Genomic DNA, 16,664 nt, shown 5'->3' with positions numbered 1-16,664 from the left:
GAAGCGGAGAGGAACGTCCCTTGGAGCCCATTGTTATGCATCAATGTAAACGAATGACACCTACAGATTTATCTATGCCATCAACTTTTATTTTATAGCTACCGCCTTGTTTATATATAAGTACTTTAGGCATAAAAGAATAATGATAGTGATACCAATACTCAGATTGTTGCCAAATTTGACCATTCATTAACTTTATAATTGTTTCACCCTCAAACCCTTCGAAATCACCATCTATCTGACTTTCAATTGTACTTGCACTGGAGGGGCTTCCATTCTCTTTCTGGCCTGCAGAAGAAATCATTTCAACATTTAGTGATTTATCACCAATAATCAATTTACCCTTGCCTGGACAGATTACAACGCTAGGATAGTATTCATATAAATACTCATACTCGTATTTAACCTCCCACATTGAACCGTCATCAAGTTTAAATATTTCTCCATCATTCCCCATAAATGGTGATGGACTGAGAATTGACGATTGAAAACATCCTTGAGCAAACGAATATATTGGCAATAGCAATAAAGCCACAAACAATATTTTCGATATTAGTAGCTTTTTAAGGCCCATGGGTTCTTCCTCTGGTGCATAACGCCCTGTTAAGGTGTGAGCAACGCAATACCGAAGCTCCCGCAGAACACCTTAAACACTTAAATCAACGCATAGTAAAAATGCCACGCGTTGCGAATCACTCTTAAACAGTTTGTTAAGTTTTTACTCTAAAGAACGCTAAAATTCATCGTGATACTCAGTATCAACTAAAATCTTCTCCTCGAGACAATGCCTTATCAAGGCTGCACCATCCTGAGTATAGTATTCATGACACTCGCCACCATATGCACGAAAGCTAGGTTTTGCAAAGTCATCACCATATATTTCAGCACCTTGGCGTATCATTTCTGTTGCAATTCCAGCTCTTCTATAACCCACCTCCACATTCATATGATACAACTTCATTCCACCATCATCGCAGTCAAACTGAACCCTACCAATTTCATTGTTATTGTGTTTTGCAACAATATCGGGGTCATAGTTTTCAGTGTCAATTTCTATACTTCGGTTGTATTTGTCTGTAAACAAAATCATGTTGATACTCCTTGAAACTTAACGCTTACAGCAGTTGCGCGCGTTTTTTCGCGTCGACTGCCTGTGATTGTTAGGTGGGATGACTACCCCACAGGGTTTAGTACTCTTCAAATTCAATGTCCGCACCCTGATATGACAAATATTCTGCAAGCGCTGAAACAGCATCTTCGGTGTTTTCGTACTGCACAAAGGAGAAACCAGAAGCAGTCTTAATAAACACGTATACCCCTCCAAGAGATTCATTTGCGATCGAAAGGTATTGTCTCCCTTCGATATCTTCAAAAAATACTCTAAGTAATCCCGTTTCGGAGCACGCCGAGTCAATGCAGGCCAATACTTCATTATCAACAATAAGATCCCAGGATAGATTTTCACCTTGTACTGGGAAGGTACAAACAAAAATTAATACTACGGCTAGTACTATCCTCATCAATAACACCTAACGCCTCAAGCAGCGGCGCGCGTTAGCGCGTCCAGCCCGCAGGGCGATGCTGCCTTGACTTGTTATACACCATTTTTGACTAAGTGCTCCGCTAACCTTGATTTAACTAATTCAGGCGAAGTGAATAAGTCCCCACCAAACAAAACTTGCTCACCAAAATTTTCTATGGCAATAGCAGCTTGGTAGCACGCATTAAGGTCGCTATTGATGAGCGCTCGAATGACCTTCAAATAAACGGGATGAAACTGTCGGTCATGTGACTTACCCAGCGCAAAAATCGCAGTTCCAAGAGCTTCAGTATCAGCGACCGTGTTCTTATTGATGTATTTCAGCGCTGCTTGTTCAAATTCTTCAGCAGAAAGCTGATTAAACAGCGTAACTTCATCAACCCGTAGTAATTCGGTGTTATCTACGTTGGTTCTGCAATGCTCAATCTTCAACATTGCAATTCTAAAAAAGTCTTCCGGCTTCATGTCGATACTCATGGTGTATAACGCCCTGTTAATGGGCAAAATTATGTTGGCTATAATGTGAAGCGGAGCGAAACCAAGCCAACTTAATTTTGTCCACTATTAAACAGTTTGTTAACTTCCGCTGAGTAGAAGCACTCTCCGTCTCTGCGAGCATATTCTCCAATAAACGGTTTATTGTTTATCTTCCAGATTACTGTTTCCCATGGGTCTTCTTCTTTATCTTTAATCTTAGTTATCCAAATTTCACCCGAACCAATCATTATCCCTTGATAGTTTGACTTTAAATTTTCATAGCTTGAACAGTACACTGCACGAAAAATTCTTTCGTTTATAATTTGATTACCAAACCTTATGAACTCTTCTTTAGAAACAACTTTCAGTTCATCACCTACGTAGAGTCTAGTGGGAAAGGACATCAAACTTGCAATCTTTTCGTAGTTACCAGTTAGAACGGATTCTCTAATTTTCGAGAGAAAAGTTCTAACTTCAAGCTCGGTATCAAAACCAGCTACGTAATGCTTAAATCTTTGTTCTTCCGCAAAGACATTCCAACTTAAAAATATAACGAAGATTAAAAGTTTACTCATGACTCACCGAGGAAGTTAACGCCCTGTTAAGGTGTGAGCAACGCAATACAGAAGCTGCAGCAAACCACCTTAAACACCAAAAACAACGCATAGTGAAAATGCCACGCATTGCGAATCACTCTTAAACAGTTTGTTAAGCCTCTTATTCAGGAGACAAATAACCTCTCAGCAACTCTTCCAATTGCTCTTTTAAAACCTTTGATTTGGTTACTGTAAACTCATAAAAGTTTTGCTGCTTGTCATATACCTGATCAACGTGTTTCCCCTGTAAACCAGGCAACTTTGAGACATTCATAGCTCCTTGGTATTGGCGAACTTGTTTATCGATTTCTATCGCAAACTCTTCAATTTCTTTACTGACCGATGCATCCAGCCAAAGCTTTTCAGCCTCAAAACTATTACGAAACTCCTCCACAGCATCGTTGAATTCATTAAATTTGTTTTCATCAGTCGCCAAGAGGATTTTTCTCGAGCAACTCAACAAGTCTGCCAATTTAGAGTAAATTTTCTCAATCGCGTCGATCTTTTTCTCATGATACTTAGACAGTTTAATTTGATACTCAATGGTGCCCTTTTCCAACTGACGTTTAATGCTTTCGGTCTCAGATGTAATCACTCGGTTCTGTTCTTTTATGTCTTCAAAAGCAAGTTTAATAGCTGTTAATTCACCCGATTTTTTGAATAGAGCTACACAATATACACAGACAACTGCAATCAAAAAGATAAAAAAATTGAGATATATGAGTTTATCGTTCGAATCTATAATTGCATTAGCTATAGCTTGTAATTCTTCGTATTTCATTATTTCTCCATTGAGGCTTAACATTTTATTAGTGCGCATGCGCGTTTACCTCGTTGGACCAGTGAAAACGCGCACAGTTAACTATCTGTATACAATGAACTTATCAGCATTTTGCTAAATATACCATCTGGAAAAACGCGCATGCGCGTTTTCCAAACCTATTACCTCAAGTCGTTAACACATAACTGATTGATAAAAATGAATTATATGAATTAGTACGTGTATAAACGCGCAAAATTATTTCACTATTTTCCTTGATATTCGGAAATACCAAATAATACTGTATAAATAAACAGTGCTTCAGGGTGAGGTTATCATGAGTCTAAAAAGCCCATTTCTAATCGGTGTTCAAGAAACAATGCGCATGCGTGGTTACAGTATTAGAACAGAAAAAACTTATCTGTATTGGATCAAGGCATTCATTAACTTTCACCACAAGCGTCACCCCGAAACAATGGGAACGGAAGAAGTTACACAATTTTTAACCTTCCTTGCCAACCAACGGAATGTGGCAATCAACACTCAAAAAATTGCACTTAATGCATTGGCCTATTTGTATCAGAAGCATTTGCACCATGAGCTTGGGGATTTAGGTTTTTGCTATGCCACTAAACAGCGACATTTACCGACAGTGTTATCCCCATTGGAAATATCATCGATATTAAATCAACTCTATGGCCGCGACAGGCTAATCATTGAGCTGCTCTATGGTAGTGGACTGAGAGTTTCAGAATGTCTCCGGTTACGTGTCCAAGACATTGATATGGAGCGGGCTACACTGACCATTAGAGACGGAAAAGGGCGAAAAGATAGGCAAATCATCCTCAGCCATAAATGCGCCGAAAAGCTTACAGCATATATTGAGAAAGCTACTAAGATCCAACAGTATGACAATCAGCGAGGGATAGGCCCTTCATTGCCAAATGCATTAGAACGTAAATACCCTAACGCTTTTAGGCAGCGCGGATGGATGTTTATTTTCCCTTCTAAAACGACCTGCATCCACCCGTATACTGGAATAGTTTGCAGGCATCATCTGCATCAGAGTGTTATTCGTAAAGCGCTCGGGAATGCCGTGCGTAGTATTCAAATAAATAAACGTGTCACCTGTCACACGTTTAGGCATAGTTTCGCAACTCATCTACTTCAAGCCGGTCGTGATATAAGAAGTGTTCAAGAATTACTTGGCCACAATGACGTGAGTACAACACAAATCTATACACATGTACTTGGCCAACATTTCGCGGGGACAACGAGTCCGTTAGACACACTGTAAAGTCGGAGTACTCTAGAAACCCTGTAGCATTACTAAAATTTGGTCAACTTATAGTTTGTAGAGTTAATTGTCAGCTGCCCCAATAACTCGCAATGGGGCAAAATCAAGTTAGCTTTTGATCACCTTTCTGCACCAAATACTACCCGCAGCAAATGAAGCTAAATCGAAGAGACGTTGGATACTCGGTGCAGATGCATTTGCGGACGTCGATGGCAGGGAAGCCATCGTCGAGCCTCCATGGACGGATTTACGGCGTGTAGCAAATGTATCTGCACATAAGCCTGCCGCAGGCAATTAACAGCATTGAAGGTTCGACCTTCAAATCACCTTAATTAATGACAATTTCATTCAACGATTAAAGTGAACCGTTACTATGAGCGAGCGGCCGAAAAGAGCAGGGAAAAGGGGCGAGCGATACGCCCCCGAGCAGATTTACCTAAGTCTCTCCCCACGATTAATCCCAATCAACCTATCCAAAATATGCTCACCATCCATACGGATGCCATTATGCTCATATTCTGAGGTGAGCCAGTACCTCAGGTTACCCACCTGAGCCGCTGTCTCCAGGCTGTAATTCATCTCCACAAACATATCTTCGCTGTAGATGGCCGCCGCTACCGGCACCTGGTTGTCGGCCAGCTTGGCGGGATCGTACAGCATGGGCCAGTCGGCCTTGTCTGCCAGCAGGTGCGCCGCGTGTTTCAGCGGCTTGAGGTTAGTGAACTGGTCGAAGAACCAGGGGTAGACCATCTCACCGGTAAACAGGAAGGGCTTGTCCGCCTGGTAGTTAAACTCGTTATAACTCTGTCTCACCCTGTGGGCTGCCCAGCTTGACGCCTCTTGCTGACAATAGATACTCTCGTGCAGCAGCGCGAAGATGGGGTTGGTATTAAAGTCCAGCAGTTGGCAGAAGTGGGCCAAAAACAGCGGGTTGACCTGAGTGCCCTGGGCCGTCTCTATCAATGCCTGCTCCAGCAGGTAATAGACGGGCTCGCCGCCTTGCTCCATGCCTATGTTGATCCCAAGTAGTTGCAGCATCTCCACAGTGAGTCGCTCGCCGGTGGCGATCCGCACCTCATTCTCTTGTAGGTAGCTGGCCAGGCGTTTAACCAGATCTTGCGCGTCTGGGAAACGGGTAAAGAAGTCCTGGTTCTTGGCCAGCACCCGCTTGTAGGTGGCCTGATAGACCTCATCGGCGCTGCGGGTTAGCGAAGGGATGCCGCCCGTGATATAGGCTTCATGCAGGCCATGGGGCGCATCGTTTAGGTATTTCAGCACGCAGAAGCCGCCGAAGCTCTGACCGAGTATGCTCCATTTCTCATCGCCAATCAGCTGTGCCCTGATAAGCTCTGCATCCTGAATAATGCTGTCGGCGCGAAAGTGGCTGAGGTAGTCGGCCTGGGCTTGTGAGTCCAGATGCGCCAGTGAAACATAGTTGATCGGGCTCGAGAGGCCGGTGCCGCGCTGATCCAGCAGCAAGACGCGATATTCCTGCAGGGCGCGCTTTATCCAGCCGCCGTTGGCCGCGGGTCTGATGGCGCCAAAGCCCGGACCACCCTGGAAGTAGACCAGATAAGGCAGATTGTGCTCAATGTGTTCAGGCGCCACTAACTCCCGGGCGAAGACTGTGATGCACTCGCCATCAGGGGCTTGATGATCCAATGGCAGGGAAAAAAAGTGTTTGCGGCAATGGATGCCGGCGAGGCGTTGTAGATCGGACATGATGAGCCTTTAATTGATTCTTGTTGGTAATGCTTTTTGATGAATAAATGTGCGCTAATGTCAGGCAACAGGGTACTAAATGACGCGGATAGGTTATCCTAGATCAATCTTTTTGTCAGTGCCGTTAGAGAATCCCAACCTGATGATTTAACCTATGCCGGGGTGGATGAAAGTGGAAAGAATAAGATGAAGTATCAAATTGTGCCTGTGACGCCATTTCAGCAAAATTGCAGCATCATCTGGTGTGAAAAAACCAAACAAGCTGCCGTAGTCGACCCGGGTGGCGACATAGAGCGGATCCAGCAGCAGTTGGCCCATCATGGCTTGACCCTGGAGAAAATCTTGCTCACCCATGGGCATATTGACCATGTGGGCGGCGCTAAGGCGCTGGCCGACGCGGCGGGTGTGCCCATCATAGGCCCCCATAAGGACGATGCCTTCTGGCTGGAGACCCTGCCGCAACAGAGCAAGCACTTTGGGTTTCTGCCCGTGGCCGCCTTCGAGCCGGCCCAGTATCTTGTTTCGGGCGATCGCGTCACCGTTGGCGAGCAGACCCTGGAAGTGCTGCATTGCCCCGGGCATACGCCGGGCCATATCGTGTTTTACAGTGAGGCCGACAAGCTGGCTTGGGTGGGTGATGTGCTGTTTAAGGGCTCTATCGGTCGCACCGATTTTCCTCAGTCGAGTCATACGGATCTGATAAACTCTATCACCCAGGTGCTCTGGCCTTTGGGCCGTGAGGTGAGCTTTATTCCCGGTCATGGCCCTATCTCGACCTTCGGCGCCGAGCGTCAGCAAAACCCCTTCGTGGCGGATCAACTGCTGAACTGATCTCACTAACTAATCTTGATAATCAGGATTCTAAATGCTTGTTTTAAGACGGCGGTTCATTCGAATCGCCGTTTTTTTGTTGTGAAATCTTTTGCAACGCTTTGAGTCTGTTTTTTATTTCTGTGTCTGCTAGGTTAAGGCATTAGCCCTTAATTTTGCCTAAGAGACACAGGGATATGTCACATCACATCGAAGATCTGCTCAACGCCTGGTCGGCGGCGCCCCAAGATGATTGGGTGCTGGCCCTGGTGACCCATGTGGAGGGCTCGGCCTATCGCAAGGTGGGCGCCATGATGCTGATCCACGGTATGGGTAAGAGTGTCGGCCTGGTGAGCGGCGGCTGCCTGGAGGCCGACCTGCGCCGCCGGGCCCAGAAGGTGATCCAGACCGGGCAGGCCGCCAGCGTCTGTTACGACGCCACCGACGAGGCCGATGCCAGCTATCAGCTGGGCTGTGGCGGACTCGTTCATCTCATGTTGGTGCCCCTGTGCGCTGCCAATCACTATCTACACTTTAAGGCGCTTAAGGCAGCGCTCGCCAGCCAGGGGCAATGCCATTATCAGTTAGATCTTGTCGATGCTTCGCTGTCGCTCGATTCGACTAGTGCCGCTGGCTCCTCAGATTCAGTTGACGCCCAGGTGTGGACCAGCCAGCAGGCCCTGGATGATGCCAAGTCGGGCTGGCAACTGAGCGACTTTCCCCGTCCCGGCGTCCTGCAGGGTGAGCTAGCCAGTCTCATCATTCCCCTGCGCGAACGGCATCGTATCGCCATCTTCGGCGGCGGCCTGGATGCCCAGCCCGTGTGTCAAATTGCCCAGCAGCTGGGTTGGCGAGTGGATGTGGTCGACCGTCGCACCAGTTATGCCAGGGAGTATGACTTTGTCGGCGCCAACATCATCAAGCTGCCGGTCAACGAGCTGCCACAGAATTTCTGGACCCGCCTCGATGGCGCCATCGTGATGCAACATAACCTGGAGCTGGACGCCCAGGCCCTTGCGGCAATTCATCAACACGCCCAGCAGCTTAGCTACCTGGCACTGCTGGGCCCTGGCCATAGGCGTGACAGGGTGCTGGCCCTTGCCGGGCTAGAGGTAGCAAGCTTTGGCGCCTATTTCTCTGCGCCGGCCGGCCTGGCGTTAGGGGGGGAGCTGCCATCCTCGATAGCCCTCTCCATATTGTCCGAATGCCACGGCGTGCTGCACGGCGCCAAGCGGGTCGCCCTCAAAGAGGTGATGGCGTGAAGCCTGATACCTGTATCCAAGGTAAAGTGATGATCGCCCTGCTGGCGGCGGGGGAGAGCCGACGTTTCGGCGGCGTGAAGCTGGCGCAGTCCCTAACAAATGATGATTTGGCGAGTGATGACTTAATCGCTAATGACCTAGCAAGCGCTTCGTCAGTACCTAATCCCACTGAATTTAAAAACATAGTGGCTCATTCCGTTGCCAGTCCATCCCCGACGACCCTGATAGGTCACCAATTTCATGCGCTAAGTGAGGTGGCAGCCAGATTGGGCGCGAGTCTTTGTGTGATCACCGGTGCCCACCATGAGGTGGTGGCAGCCTGCTTGCCGCCATCGGCCAAGCTAGTGCATAACTCTGATTGGCAAGGGGGGCTTGGTCACTCCATCGCCGCCGCGGCCAAAGAGGCCAGGGCGCTGCTGGCCGAGACGCTACTGATTGCCCTTGGGGATCAGCTGCTGCTGGGGGCTGATGATTACCTCGGGCTGTTTCGCGCCCGCGCCCGGGCAAACACCCGGGTTTGTGCCTATTATGAGTTAACTCTGGGGGCGCCGGCGCTGTTTCATTTTGACGATTATGAGGCGCTGTCTAACCTGAGCGGTGATCGCGGCGCCAAGGCCCTCTTGACCCGGCGCTACCAGGAGGGCAGTCTCATCGCCATGGCGATGGAGGCTGCCAGCGTCGATATCGATACCCGATCTCAGCTAATGGCGTACCTGGCGAGGAGCAAGGCGGGCGCCCAATGACACAACCGACACGAATTAACTAGATACTGGCTAAGTCGATTAAAGCTAAACCAAGCAAAGCCAAATCAAATAAAAGCGAAATCAAAACAAGCTGTTCAGATTAAAACTAAATCAAAGCAAGCTGTTCAAATTAAAACTATTCAAATTAAAGCAAGGCCGTTAACCATAGCCTATTGGTCAACAAGGAGAAACTGATGTCCCAATCGAAACTCGGACTCAAGATAAACGGAAAAGATTACACCTTAGATGCCGATCCCAATATGCCCGTGCTCTGGGCCATCAGAGATCTCCTGGGGCTGACGGGCACCAAGTATGGCTGCGGCGCCGGTCTCTGTGGCGCCTGTACCATACATGTCGATGGCGAGCCCGCCAGGGCCTGTCTGACCAGCCTAAAGCAGGTGCAGGGCAAGCAGGTGACCACCATAGAGGGGCTGGCGGCCGATGGCCTCAAGCAGGCCTGGCGCGACAATAACGTGCCTCAGTGCGGCTACTGTCAGGCGGGGCAGTTGATGTCGGCGGCGGCGCTGCTGAGTCAATATCCTCAGCCAAACGATGCCCAGATAGAGGAGGCCATGGTGGGCAACCTGTGTCGCTGCGGCACCTATACCCGCATCAAGGCGGCGATCAAACAGGCGAGTGGCACAGCGGCTCAGCTTGATCTGAGCGACAGGGATCTGAGTGCAAGGGAGGTCGAGGCATGAGTCAGTTCAGCGCGGTACAAAATTTCAGTCGCCGGGACGTATTAAAGCTGTTCGGCGCCGCCGGTGGCGGTCTGGCCCTGGGAGCCAGTGGCCTTGCCTGGAGCCCGATGGCGCTGGCCCAAAACGGCGAGGCGCGCCTCAACCTGTTTATCGCCATCGGCGAAGATGACAGGGTCTATCTCACCTGTCACCGCTCCGAGATGGGGCAGGGGATCCGCACCGGCATCCCTCAGGTGCTGGCGGACGAGCTGGGCGCGGACTGGGACAAGGTCGTAGTGGTGCAGGGGCTGGCGGACAAACGCTACGGCAGTCAGAACACTGATGGCTCCCGCAGCATACGCAAGGGGTTCGACAAGATGCGCGAGATGGGCGCCATGGCGCGTACCATGCTGGAGCAGGCCGCCGCCGGACGGCTCAAAGTGCCGGTGGCCGAATTGACCACAGCCGATAACAAGGTCACTCACTCGGCCTCTGGCCGCAGCCTCAGCTTCGGTGAGCTGGCCATGGCAGCCGCCAAGTTGCCGCTGCCCGAGGTGACCGGCCTTAAACTCAAGTTAGCGAAGGCCTTTACCCATATCGGCAAGGGCCACACCATAGTGGATATGGAGGCGATTTTAGACGGCAGCGCCGAGTATGGTTACGACATTCAACTGGAAAACATGCTCTATGCCAGCATAGTGCGCCCGCCGGTGCTCGGCAGCAAGGTGGACAAGCTCGATGATAAGGCGGCCCGCGCCGTCGCCGGTGTGGTGGATGTAATTACCCTGCCGGGACATCAAGGCGCACCAAGCTTTCAGCCGCTGGGCGGCGTCGCCGTGCTGGCCACTAACTCCTGGAGTGCGGCCCAGGGGCGTAAGGCGCTTAAGATTAGCTGGAGCGACTCACCAAACGCTGGTCATGATTCCAACGCCTATCTGGCGCAGCTGAAGCGCGCGGTGCAGAAGAGCGGCAAGCCCGTCAGGCAACTTGGCGAGCAGAGCCAGAGCTGGCCGGTGGACAAGACCATAGAGGCGGTCTACAGCGTGCCCTATCTGGCCCACGCCATGATGGAGCCACCGGCGGCGGCCGCCAGCGTGACCGACAAGGGCGCCGAAATCTGGGCATCGACCCAGACGCCACAGAGTGCCCAGGGCACAGTTGCCGCAGCCTTGGGGCTGCAGGCCGAGCAGGTGACAGTGCATGTGACCCTGCTGGGGGGCGGCTTTGGTCGCAAGTCTAAGCCTGATTTCTGTGTCGAGGCGGCGCTGCTGTCCCAAAAAACTGGGCGGCCGGTCAAGGTGTGCTGGAGCCGGGAAGATGAGCTGCAAAACGGTTACCTGCATGCCATCAGCGCCCAATATTTCAAGGCCAGAGTCGGTGACAAGGCGGTCGAGGCCATATTGCAGCGCACTGGCTTCCCCAGTATCAGTTCTACCTTCGCCGAGGGTGTGGATGAACCCAGCGCCTCCGAGCTGGATCTGGGCTTTGTGGATGTGCCCCTGGCCATTGACAGCCTGCGCTGCGAGTCGGTGAAGGCCAGCGCCCATACCCGTATCGGCTGGATGCGCTCTGTGTGCAACATTCAGCATGGCTTCGGCATAGGGGTGTTTGTCGATGAGCTGGCGAGCAAACGCGGCCTGGATACCTTTACCATGTGGCGCGAGTTGCTGGGTAAGGACAGGCAGGAGACCTTTAGCGACCAGCAGTTCAATTATGGCAACTATGGCGAGACGTTAGAGCGTCACCCAGTGGACACCGCCCGTTATAAGGGGGTGATCTCAGCGGTGGAGCAGAAGGTGAAGCAGATGGCTAAGCCTGAAGCAGGCCTGGGGTGGGGCTTTGCGGTGCACCGCAGCTTTACCGCCTATGTGGCGGCCGCGAGTCTAGTTGAGGTGACTCAGGATAAGCAGCTTAAGGTGCTTAAGACGGTTATCGCCATCGATGCCGGCACCCTGGTCAATCCCGACCGGGTGGCCTCTCAGCTCGAAGGCGCCGTGATGTTTGGCCTGAGCATCGCCCTGATGGGGCGCATTAGCTTTAAGGATGGACGGGTAGAGCAGTCTAACTTTCATGACTATCCGCTGCTGCGCCTGAGTCAATGCCCCGAGATAGAGACCATCTTGGTGCCATCTATGGCGCCGCCCGCCGGGGTGGGCGAGCCGGGTGTGCCGCCCATCGCACCCAGTATCGTCAACGCCATCTTTGCGGCCAGTGGCACGCGCATTCGCGATCTGCCCCTGAGCGATCATTTCAAGATCTAGCCGCTATCCATAGATACGCTGTAGACCATTAGAGCCAGTCGTTATATCGACTGGCTTTTTTATCACCACGCTTATGCCTTTGTTGCGTTAAATTTTGTTCTTTTACTACAAATGGTGCCGATTTTTCAATTCAATAACATTTAATCCGGTTTATTTGGCCTAGATCCTGTTTTTGTCATTCAATTTGGAGTAATTTAACCAAAAATAATATTCCAATGTAATGAGGGGTCATACATGGAAAATCGTATGCAGGTCGCATTATCTGCAGGGCTACTTGCTGCCGTTTGGGCAGGGGTCGCCGATGCATTTCACTTAGTCACTTGGGTTGGCTTTCTCGCGTGTAGCACTTTCTTCGCTCAGCCAAAGGCGGGTTTTCAAGGGGTGTTAATGACTTGGTTCACTAATCTCTCTGGCGTGTTCTGGGCCTGGGTGGTGATCTCTGGTGGTAGCTATTTCGATACGCCGCTCGTGGGTTATCTGCTGACGGGTATCGTCACCAGCCTGATGTGTCTGCAAGCCAGCTATCAACGACTCGCCTTTATTCCCGGCGCCTTCATCGGCTGCTGCATCACCTTCGCCTTGGGTGGCGATATGGCAAGCATACTGCCGCCACTCTTGATAGGTGCGCTGCTGGGTTATGCCATGACACTCCTGACGGGGCAGATGGTGGCTTTTACCGCCAAGACTATACCTGCCATAAAGTTACGTCTAATCAAGGCTCAACAATAAAAATTGTGCTTAACTTGATTCTGTAGGTCGAAAGAAATTGTCAATTTAGCCTGATAAACAAGTGGGTTTCCATGAAAGCTATCCAGTTTAGAAAGATAGATGCCTTGCTGATCAAACTCAGTCTTAACGGTAAATTTTGGGTGGTCTGCTCTATGGTGACGGCCATTACCCTGACCATCGCCTTGTTGAACTTAAATGCCGCCAACAATCAACTTCATGCCGGTTCGGCAGCCCGGGTACAGGCGAGCGTCGATGCCTATGCCAAGGTGGCGAGCCAGATGGGCTTAAGTGGTGAGGCGCTGGCGCGTTTTGCCCAAGATAATGGCCTGAGGCTGGCATCTCGCGATGAGCAGTCGCGCCGCGGTGACAGCGTGACCGTCAGCGCGCCGGTTGCGGGCCAATATCTGCAGCTGAGCCAGGAGGTGACCGCCTGGGAGGCCGAAGGCAAGAGCGATGCCTGGTGGATGCTGTGGGTCGCCCTTATCGCTCTCTATCCGCTGTATCAGCTAAGTTACTGGATCTCCACCTCCCTGGGCGGCGGCCTGTGGGACATGTATATCGCTATCAAGCGCTTAGCCGATGGCGATCTCTCCTTCAGACTCAATTTCTTCGGTAAGGATGACTTTAGCCTTATCGCCCGGGAGATCGACCGAAACGCGGACAACATGAGCGAGATGGTCAAGGCCATAGGCAACAATGCCAGGACGCTCGCTAATGCCTCCGATGAGTTTAATCTGCAGGCGAAACAGAACGATGAGCTGGCGCAGTTCCAGCATCAGTTTCTCGATACCGTCGCCGTGGCGATGGATCAGATGACCGCCGCCATCGAAGAGGTGTCCCATAACGCGGCCAACACCTCAGATCATACCAAGCATAATGCGACGGCCGCGGCCGACAGCAAGCAGCGTATCGCCGAGGCGGTGCGCCGTATCGGCCTGTTGACTGGCCAGATAGATGCGGCCTCCAGCGCGGTGGATCAGCTGTCGGGAAACGCCACAGAGATTGGCGCCGTGGTAACCACCATTAACGGCATCTCCGAGCAGACCAACCTGCTGGCGCTCAATGCGGCCATCGAGGCGGCGCGCGCCGGTGAGCAGGGCCGTGGCTTCGCCGTGGTGGCCGACGAGGTACGCACCCTGGCGGGACGTACCCAGCAGGCGACGGTGGAGATACAGTCGATGATCGAGGGCTTGCAGTCGGGCTCGGGTCAGCTGGCGGATATTACCCATGAGATCGTCGAGCAGGCCGAGCTTGGTCGCGCTGCCATAGAGTCTGTGGGCAGCGATGTGGATACCATGGCCGATTCCATCGATCAGGTGTTCGACATGAGCTCGCAGATCGCCGCCTCGGCGGAGGAGCAGAGCGTGTCGGCGCGGGATATTGCCTCCCAGCTCAACGAGATCCGTGACCAGTCGCAGACCATCAAGGAGACCGCCGAGCGTTCTGTGGTCTTGGCCAGCGAGCTGCAGCAGTCTTCCACTGAGCTGGATGGGATTTTGTCGCAATACCGCTTGCAGTAGCTAGATGAATCAATAGTCTATAAAAGTGACTCAATAAAAAAGGCGCCCTCGGCGCCTTTTTCGAACCATCAACTAATGATACCAATCGTAGTAAATAATTGATCATGCTAGCTGGTTAAAACCTCCGATAACGGCGTTACTATTTTTGATTGTAGAATAACTACTTATCGAAAAATACTGCCTTGTTCTCGACCGTTTTTCCTGTGCTATTTCTGATCACTTATTTACCGTGATTGGTATTAGTCTTTGAAGCAGCTCCAGATAGGGGCATGATCCGACGGCTTGTCGATACCGCGCAGATCATAATCTACGTCAGATTCGGTCAGACGTTCAGCCAGTGAAGGCGTTGCCAGGATCACGTCGATGCGCAGGCCGCGGTTATCATCGAACCCCTTGCTGCGATAGTCGAACCAGGAGTAGCGCTCACTGCGTGTCGGATGCAGCTGACGGAAGGTGTCGACTAATCCCCAGTCCAGCAGCGTCTGTAGCCACTGACGCTCTTCGGGCTGGAAGCTGCATTTACCCGTCTTCAACCAACGCTTGGCGTTGACTTCACCTATGCCGATATCCAAATCGATTGGCGAGATGTTGATGTCGCCTATGATGGCGATATCTTCATCTGGACTATGGTGCTGCTGCAGATAGTGCATCAGGTCCTGGTAGAACTTGCGCTTGGCCGGGTACTTGGTTTCATGGCTGATGTTCTCGCCCTGGGGGAAGTAACCGTTGAGCACCGTCAGTTGACGACCGTTGGCCTGAGTAAAGGTGCCCATGATCATTCGGCGCTGGGCCTCGTCATCATCTGTTGGGAAACCTTTCTGTACCTTGACCGGTGGCAGTTTGGAGAGCATGGCCACGCCATAGTGGGCCTTGCCACCATGGTAGTGCACCTGATAGCCCATGGCCTCGACCTCGGCTAGGGGGAAGGCCTCGTCGTGAACCTTGGTCTCCTGCAGGCCGATGATATCCGGGCTATGGCTGTCGATCAGCGCCTGTAGCTGGTGCAGTCTGGCTCTGAGACCATTGATGTTAAATGAAACAATTTTCAAGTGCTTGCTTCCTACTATTGAGGTTAAGGGAGTACGCGCTTAAAGGGTTTTACGATGACGCTTTGGTAGACGCCGGCGGCCACGTATGGGTCTTGGTCTGCCCAGGCCTGCGCCGCTTCCAGTGAGTCGAACTCGGCAACCACCAGAGAGCCGGTGAAGCCGGCTTCACCTGGGTTGTCGCTGTCGATAGCTGGGTGTGGACCTGCAATCATCAGGCGACCCTCGTCAGAGAGCTCCTGCAGGCGTGCCAGGTGGTCAGGACGGGCTTGAAGGCGTTTTTCTAAGCTGTTTTCAACATCTTGAGATGAGATCATGTACCACATTATTTGAGTTCCTTTTTATGTTCTTCAGGCATGTGTTTGTAGAGGTATACCACAGTGATCACTGTGTTGATCAGTGTCAGGGCCGTGAGGCCAAACACCTTGAAATTGACCCAGGTTTCCTGAGACAGGTTAAAGGCGACATAGATGTTAACTAGGCCACAGGCGAGGAAGAAGGCGACCCAATACCAGGTGACCCGCGACCAGATCTTGTCGGCGACGATAAGCTCCTTACCCAGCATACCCTTGAGGATCGGCTTCTTCAGATATTGGCTCAGGGCCAGCGCCAAGGCGAACAGGGCATAGACTACAGTGACCTTCCATTTGATAAAGGCATCGTCGTGAAAGACCAAGGTGAGGGTGCCGAAGAAGCTCACCATGGCGAAGGTGATCAGGTGCATCTTCTCTATCTTCTTATAGAGCAGATAGGTGACTACCAACTGCAGTGCGGTGGCCACGATCAGGGCGCCGCTGGCGATATAGATGTCGAAAAATTTATAGACGGCGAAAAAGATCACCAGAGGTAAAAAGTCGAGCAGTTGTTTCATGTAGGCTAGTTCACCAAACAAGGGATATAGATGGCTGGCAGTGTAACATGCCTCTTGAGTGGGGCAAACGTTGGGGCGCGGTGAAAGCGGCGCAATTGGGATGAAATTCCCTTAATCTGGGCTAGCGCACACCTGGTGTTTGATAATTAAGTGACCTGGCTGTTGCTCTTTTGCGCAGTCAGGCTAGGCTTAATGCACATTTGTTGTTTGTATGTTAATGATTATTGGTGAGATTTTTGATTTGTCTCAAATCTTGATGCTATTGAGGCGCAGTTTTTTGTTTAAGCTTGTGTTACATTTTTGCAGATGATGCCAAGTAGGTTTTTGAAAACCTTGGCGTCTCAGAGCAA

Annotated in this window: 18 protein-coding genes; 8 read left to right on the top strand and 10 right to left on the bottom strand. The window is 51.1% G+C overall.

Translation table 11 applies throughout. The annotated features are described in order from the left end of the window. Window positions 1-40: 40 nt before the first annotated feature. The 6 genes from K0I63_RS11785 to K0I63_RS11755 form a co-directional block, all read right to left on the bottom strand. Complete coding sequence (locus K0I63_RS11785; protein WP_220081170.1) at window positions 41-574, bottom strand: hypothetical protein; 534 nt, start codon at window positions 572-574, stop codon at window positions 41-43. Window positions 575-733: 159 nt separating this feature from the next. After that, the gene (locus tag K0I63_RS11780) at window positions 734-1,090 is read right to left on the bottom strand and encodes a hypothetical protein (RefSeq protein WP_220081169.1); all 357 of its coding nucleotides are present in this window, start codon (window positions 1,088-1,090) and stop codon (window positions 734-736) included. Between the two features lie 97 nt (window positions 1,091-1,187). Next, a complete protein-coding gene (locus K0I63_RS11775; protein ID WP_220081168.1) occupies window positions 1,188-1,520 on the bottom strand; it encodes a hypothetical protein in 333 nt (110 codons plus the stop codon). Between the two features lie 74 nt (window positions 1,521-1,594). Beyond that, window positions 1,595-2,017 (bottom strand): hypothetical protein, encoded by a 423-nt coding sequence (locus K0I63_RS11770; RefSeq protein WP_220081167.1) that lies wholly within the window; start codon window positions 2,015-2,017, stop codon window positions 1,595-1,597. Between the two features lie 71 nt (window positions 2,018-2,088). Then, window positions 2,089-2,592: a hypothetical protein gene (locus tag K0I63_RS11765; RefSeq protein WP_220081166.1), complete on the bottom strand. Its 504-nt coding sequence runs from the start codon at window positions 2,590-2,592 to the stop codon at window positions 2,089-2,091. 142 nt (window positions 2,593-2,734) lie between these two features. Next, the gene (locus tag K0I63_RS11755; RefSeq protein WP_220081164.1) at window positions 2,735-3,394 is read right to left on the bottom strand and encodes a hypothetical protein; all 660 of its coding nucleotides are present in this window, start codon (window positions 3,392-3,394) and stop codon (window positions 2,735-2,737) included. Window positions 3,395-3,710: 316 nt separating this feature from the next. Here K0I63_RS11755 and K0I63_RS11750 point away from each other — a divergent pair, with 316 nt between their 5' ends. Beyond that, complete coding sequence (locus K0I63_RS11750; protein WP_220081163.1) at window positions 3,711-4,670, top strand: integron integrase; 960 nt, start codon at window positions 3,711-3,713, stop codon at window positions 4,668-4,670. Window positions 4,671-5,102: 432 nt separating this feature from the next. On the opposite strand, the gene K0I63_RS11745 is transcribed toward K0I63_RS11750, so the two are convergent. Continuing rightward, the gene (locus K0I63_RS11745; protein WP_220081162.1) at window positions 5,103-6,392 is read right to left on the bottom strand and encodes an alpha/beta fold hydrolase; all 1,290 of its coding nucleotides are present in this window, start codon (window positions 6,390-6,392) and stop codon (window positions 5,103-5,105) included. A gap of 186 nt (window positions 6,393-6,578) precedes the next feature. Between K0I63_RS11745 and K0I63_RS11740 the strand changes: the two genes are divergently transcribed. The 7 genes from K0I63_RS11740 to K0I63_RS11710 all read left to right on the top strand — a co-directional run bounded on the left by K0I63_RS11740 (window position 6,579) and on the right by K0I63_RS11710 (window position 14,397). Further along, window positions 6,579-7,223 carry an MBL fold metallo-hydrolase gene (locus K0I63_RS11740; protein ID WP_220071669.1) on the top strand — a complete coding sequence of 215 codons (645 nt, stop codon included), beginning with the start codon at window positions 6,579-6,581 and terminating at the stop codon, window positions 7,221-7,223. A gap of 176 nt (window positions 7,224-7,399) precedes the next feature. Then, the gene (locus K0I63_RS11735; RefSeq protein ID WP_220081161.1) at window positions 7,400-8,464 is read left to right on the top strand and encodes an XdhC family protein; all 1,065 of its coding nucleotides are present in this window, start codon (window positions 7,400-7,402) and stop codon (window positions 8,462-8,464) included. Further along, window positions 8,461-9,207, top strand: coding sequence for an NTP transferase domain-containing protein (locus tag K0I63_RS11730; RefSeq protein WP_220081160.1), 747 nt, complete (start codon window positions 8,461-8,463; stop codon window positions 9,205-9,207). Before K0I63_RS11735 ends, K0I63_RS11730 begins: the two co-directional genes overlap by 4 nt. Before the next feature lie 194 nt (window positions 9,208-9,401). After that, window positions 9,402-9,908, top strand: a complete 507-nt coding sequence (locus K0I63_RS11725; RefSeq protein ID WP_220081159.1) for a (2Fe-2S)-binding protein — start codon at window positions 9,402-9,404, stop codon at window positions 9,906-9,908. After that, the gene (locus tag K0I63_RS11720) at window positions 9,905-12,148 is read left to right on the top strand and encodes a xanthine dehydrogenase family protein molybdopterin-binding subunit (protein WP_220081158.1); all 2,244 of its coding nucleotides are present in this window, start codon (window positions 9,905-9,907) and stop codon (window positions 12,146-12,148) included. The genes K0I63_RS11725 and K0I63_RS11720 overlap by 4 nt, the downstream gene beginning before the upstream one ends. 234 nt (window positions 12,149-12,382) lie before the next feature. Beyond that, on the top strand, window positions 12,383-12,877 hold the full coding sequence (locus K0I63_RS11715; protein ID WP_220081157.1) for a DUF1097 domain-containing protein: 495 nt from the start codon (window positions 12,383-12,385) through the stop codon (window positions 12,875-12,877). A 71-nt stretch (window positions 12,878-12,948) separates the two neighbouring features. Beyond that, window positions 12,949-14,397 carry a methyl-accepting chemotaxis protein gene (locus tag K0I63_RS11710; RefSeq protein WP_220081156.1) on the top strand — a complete coding sequence of 483 codons (1,449 nt, stop codon included), beginning with the start codon at window positions 12,949-12,951 and terminating at the stop codon, window positions 14,395-14,397. Window positions 14,398-14,636: 239 nt separating this feature from the next. On the opposite strand, the gene xthA is transcribed toward K0I63_RS11710, so the two are convergent. Genes xthA through K0I63_RS11695 form a run of 3 tightly spaced genes read right to left on the bottom strand, consistent with a single transcriptional unit; the run spans window position 14,637 to window position 16,314 of the window. Further along, window positions 14,637-15,446, bottom strand: coding sequence for an exodeoxyribonuclease III (xthA, locus tag K0I63_RS11705; RefSeq protein ID WP_220081155.1), 810 nt, complete (start codon window positions 15,444-15,446; stop codon window positions 14,637-14,639). A gap of 23 nt (window positions 15,447-15,469) precedes the next feature. Beyond that, window positions 15,470-15,769 carry a YciI family protein gene (locus K0I63_RS11700; RefSeq protein ID WP_011866059.1) on the bottom strand — a complete coding sequence of 100 codons (300 nt, stop codon included), beginning with the start codon at window positions 15,767-15,769 and terminating at the stop codon, window positions 15,470-15,472. Next, window positions 15,769-16,314 (bottom strand): septation protein A, encoded by a 546-nt coding sequence (locus tag K0I63_RS11695; RefSeq protein WP_220081154.1) that lies wholly within the window; start codon window positions 16,312-16,314, stop codon window positions 15,769-15,771. The genes K0I63_RS11700 and K0I63_RS11695 overlap by 1 nt, the downstream gene beginning before the upstream one ends. Between the last annotated feature and the right edge of the window lie 350 nt (window positions 16,315-16,664).

Source organism: Shewanella rhizosphaerae, from assembly GCF_019457655.1.
In the GTDB taxonomy this organism is placed as follows: Bacteria; Pseudomonadota; Gammaproteobacteria; order Enterobacterales; family Shewanellaceae; genus Shewanella; species Shewanella loihica.
The sequence above is the reverse complement of the archived record's forward strand: the minus strand, read 5'-3'. Positions and strand labels throughout refer to the sequence as shown.

Excerpts from the sequence above, each read along its gene's own strand:
- K0I63_RS11785 (WP_220081170.1), bottom strand. The coding sequence starts at position 574 with ATGGGCCTTAAAAAGCTACTAATATCGAAAATATTGTTTGTGGCTTTA.
- K0I63_RS11780 (WP_220081169.1), bottom strand. The coding sequence starts at position 1,090 with ATGATTTTGTTTACAGACAAATACAACCGAAGTATAGAAATTGACACT.
- K0I63_RS11775 (WP_220081168.1), bottom strand. The coding sequence starts at position 1,520 with ATGAGGATAGTACTAGCCGTAGTATTAATTTTTGTTTGTACCTTCCCA.
- K0I63_RS11770 (WP_220081167.1), bottom strand. The coding sequence starts at position 2,017 with ATGAGTATCGACATGAAGCCGGAAGACTTTTTTAGAATTGCAATGTTG.
- K0I63_RS11765 (WP_220081166.1), bottom strand. The coding sequence starts at position 2,592 with ATGAGTAAACTTTTAATCTTCGTTATATTTTTAAGTTGGAATGTCTTT.
- K0I63_RS11755 (WP_220081164.1), bottom strand. The coding sequence starts at position 3,394 with ATGAAATACGAAGAATTACAAGCTATAGCTAATGCAATTATAGATTCG.
- K0I63_RS11750 (WP_220081163.1), top strand. The coding sequence starts at position 3,711 with ATGAGTCTAAAAAGCCCATTTCTAATCGGTGTTCAAGAAACAATGCGC.
- K0I63_RS11745 (WP_220081162.1), bottom strand. The coding sequence starts at position 6,392 with ATGTCCGATCTACAACGCCTCGCCGGCATCCATTGCCGCAAACACTTT.
- K0I63_RS11740 (WP_220071669.1), top strand. The coding sequence starts at position 6,579 with ATGAAGTATCAAATTGTGCCTGTGACGCCATTTCAGCAAAATTGCAGC.
- K0I63_RS11735 (WP_220081161.1), top strand. The coding sequence starts at position 7,400 with ATGTCACATCACATCGAAGATCTGCTCAACGCCTGGTCGGCGGCGCCC.
- K0I63_RS11725 (WP_220081159.1), top strand. The coding sequence starts at position 9,402 with ATGTCCCAATCGAAACTCGGACTCAAGATAAACGGAAAAGATTACACC.
- K0I63_RS11720 (WP_220081158.1), top strand. The coding sequence starts at position 9,905 with ATGAGTCAGTTCAGCGCGGTACAAAATTTCAGTCGCCGGGACGTATTA.
- K0I63_RS11715 (WP_220081157.1), top strand. The coding sequence starts at position 12,383 with ATGGAAAATCGTATGCAGGTCGCATTATCTGCAGGGCTACTTGCTGCC.
- K0I63_RS11710 (WP_220081156.1), top strand. The coding sequence starts at position 12,949 with ATGAAAGCTATCCAGTTTAGAAAGATAGATGCCTTGCTGATCAAACTC.
- K0I63_RS11700 (WP_011866059.1), bottom strand. The coding sequence starts at position 15,769 with ATGTGGTACATGATCTCATCTCAAGATGTTGAAAACAGCTTAGAAAAA.
- K0I63_RS11695 (WP_220081154.1), bottom strand. The coding sequence starts at position 16,314 with ATGAAACAACTGCTCGACTTTTTACCTCTGGTGATCTTTTTCGCCGTC.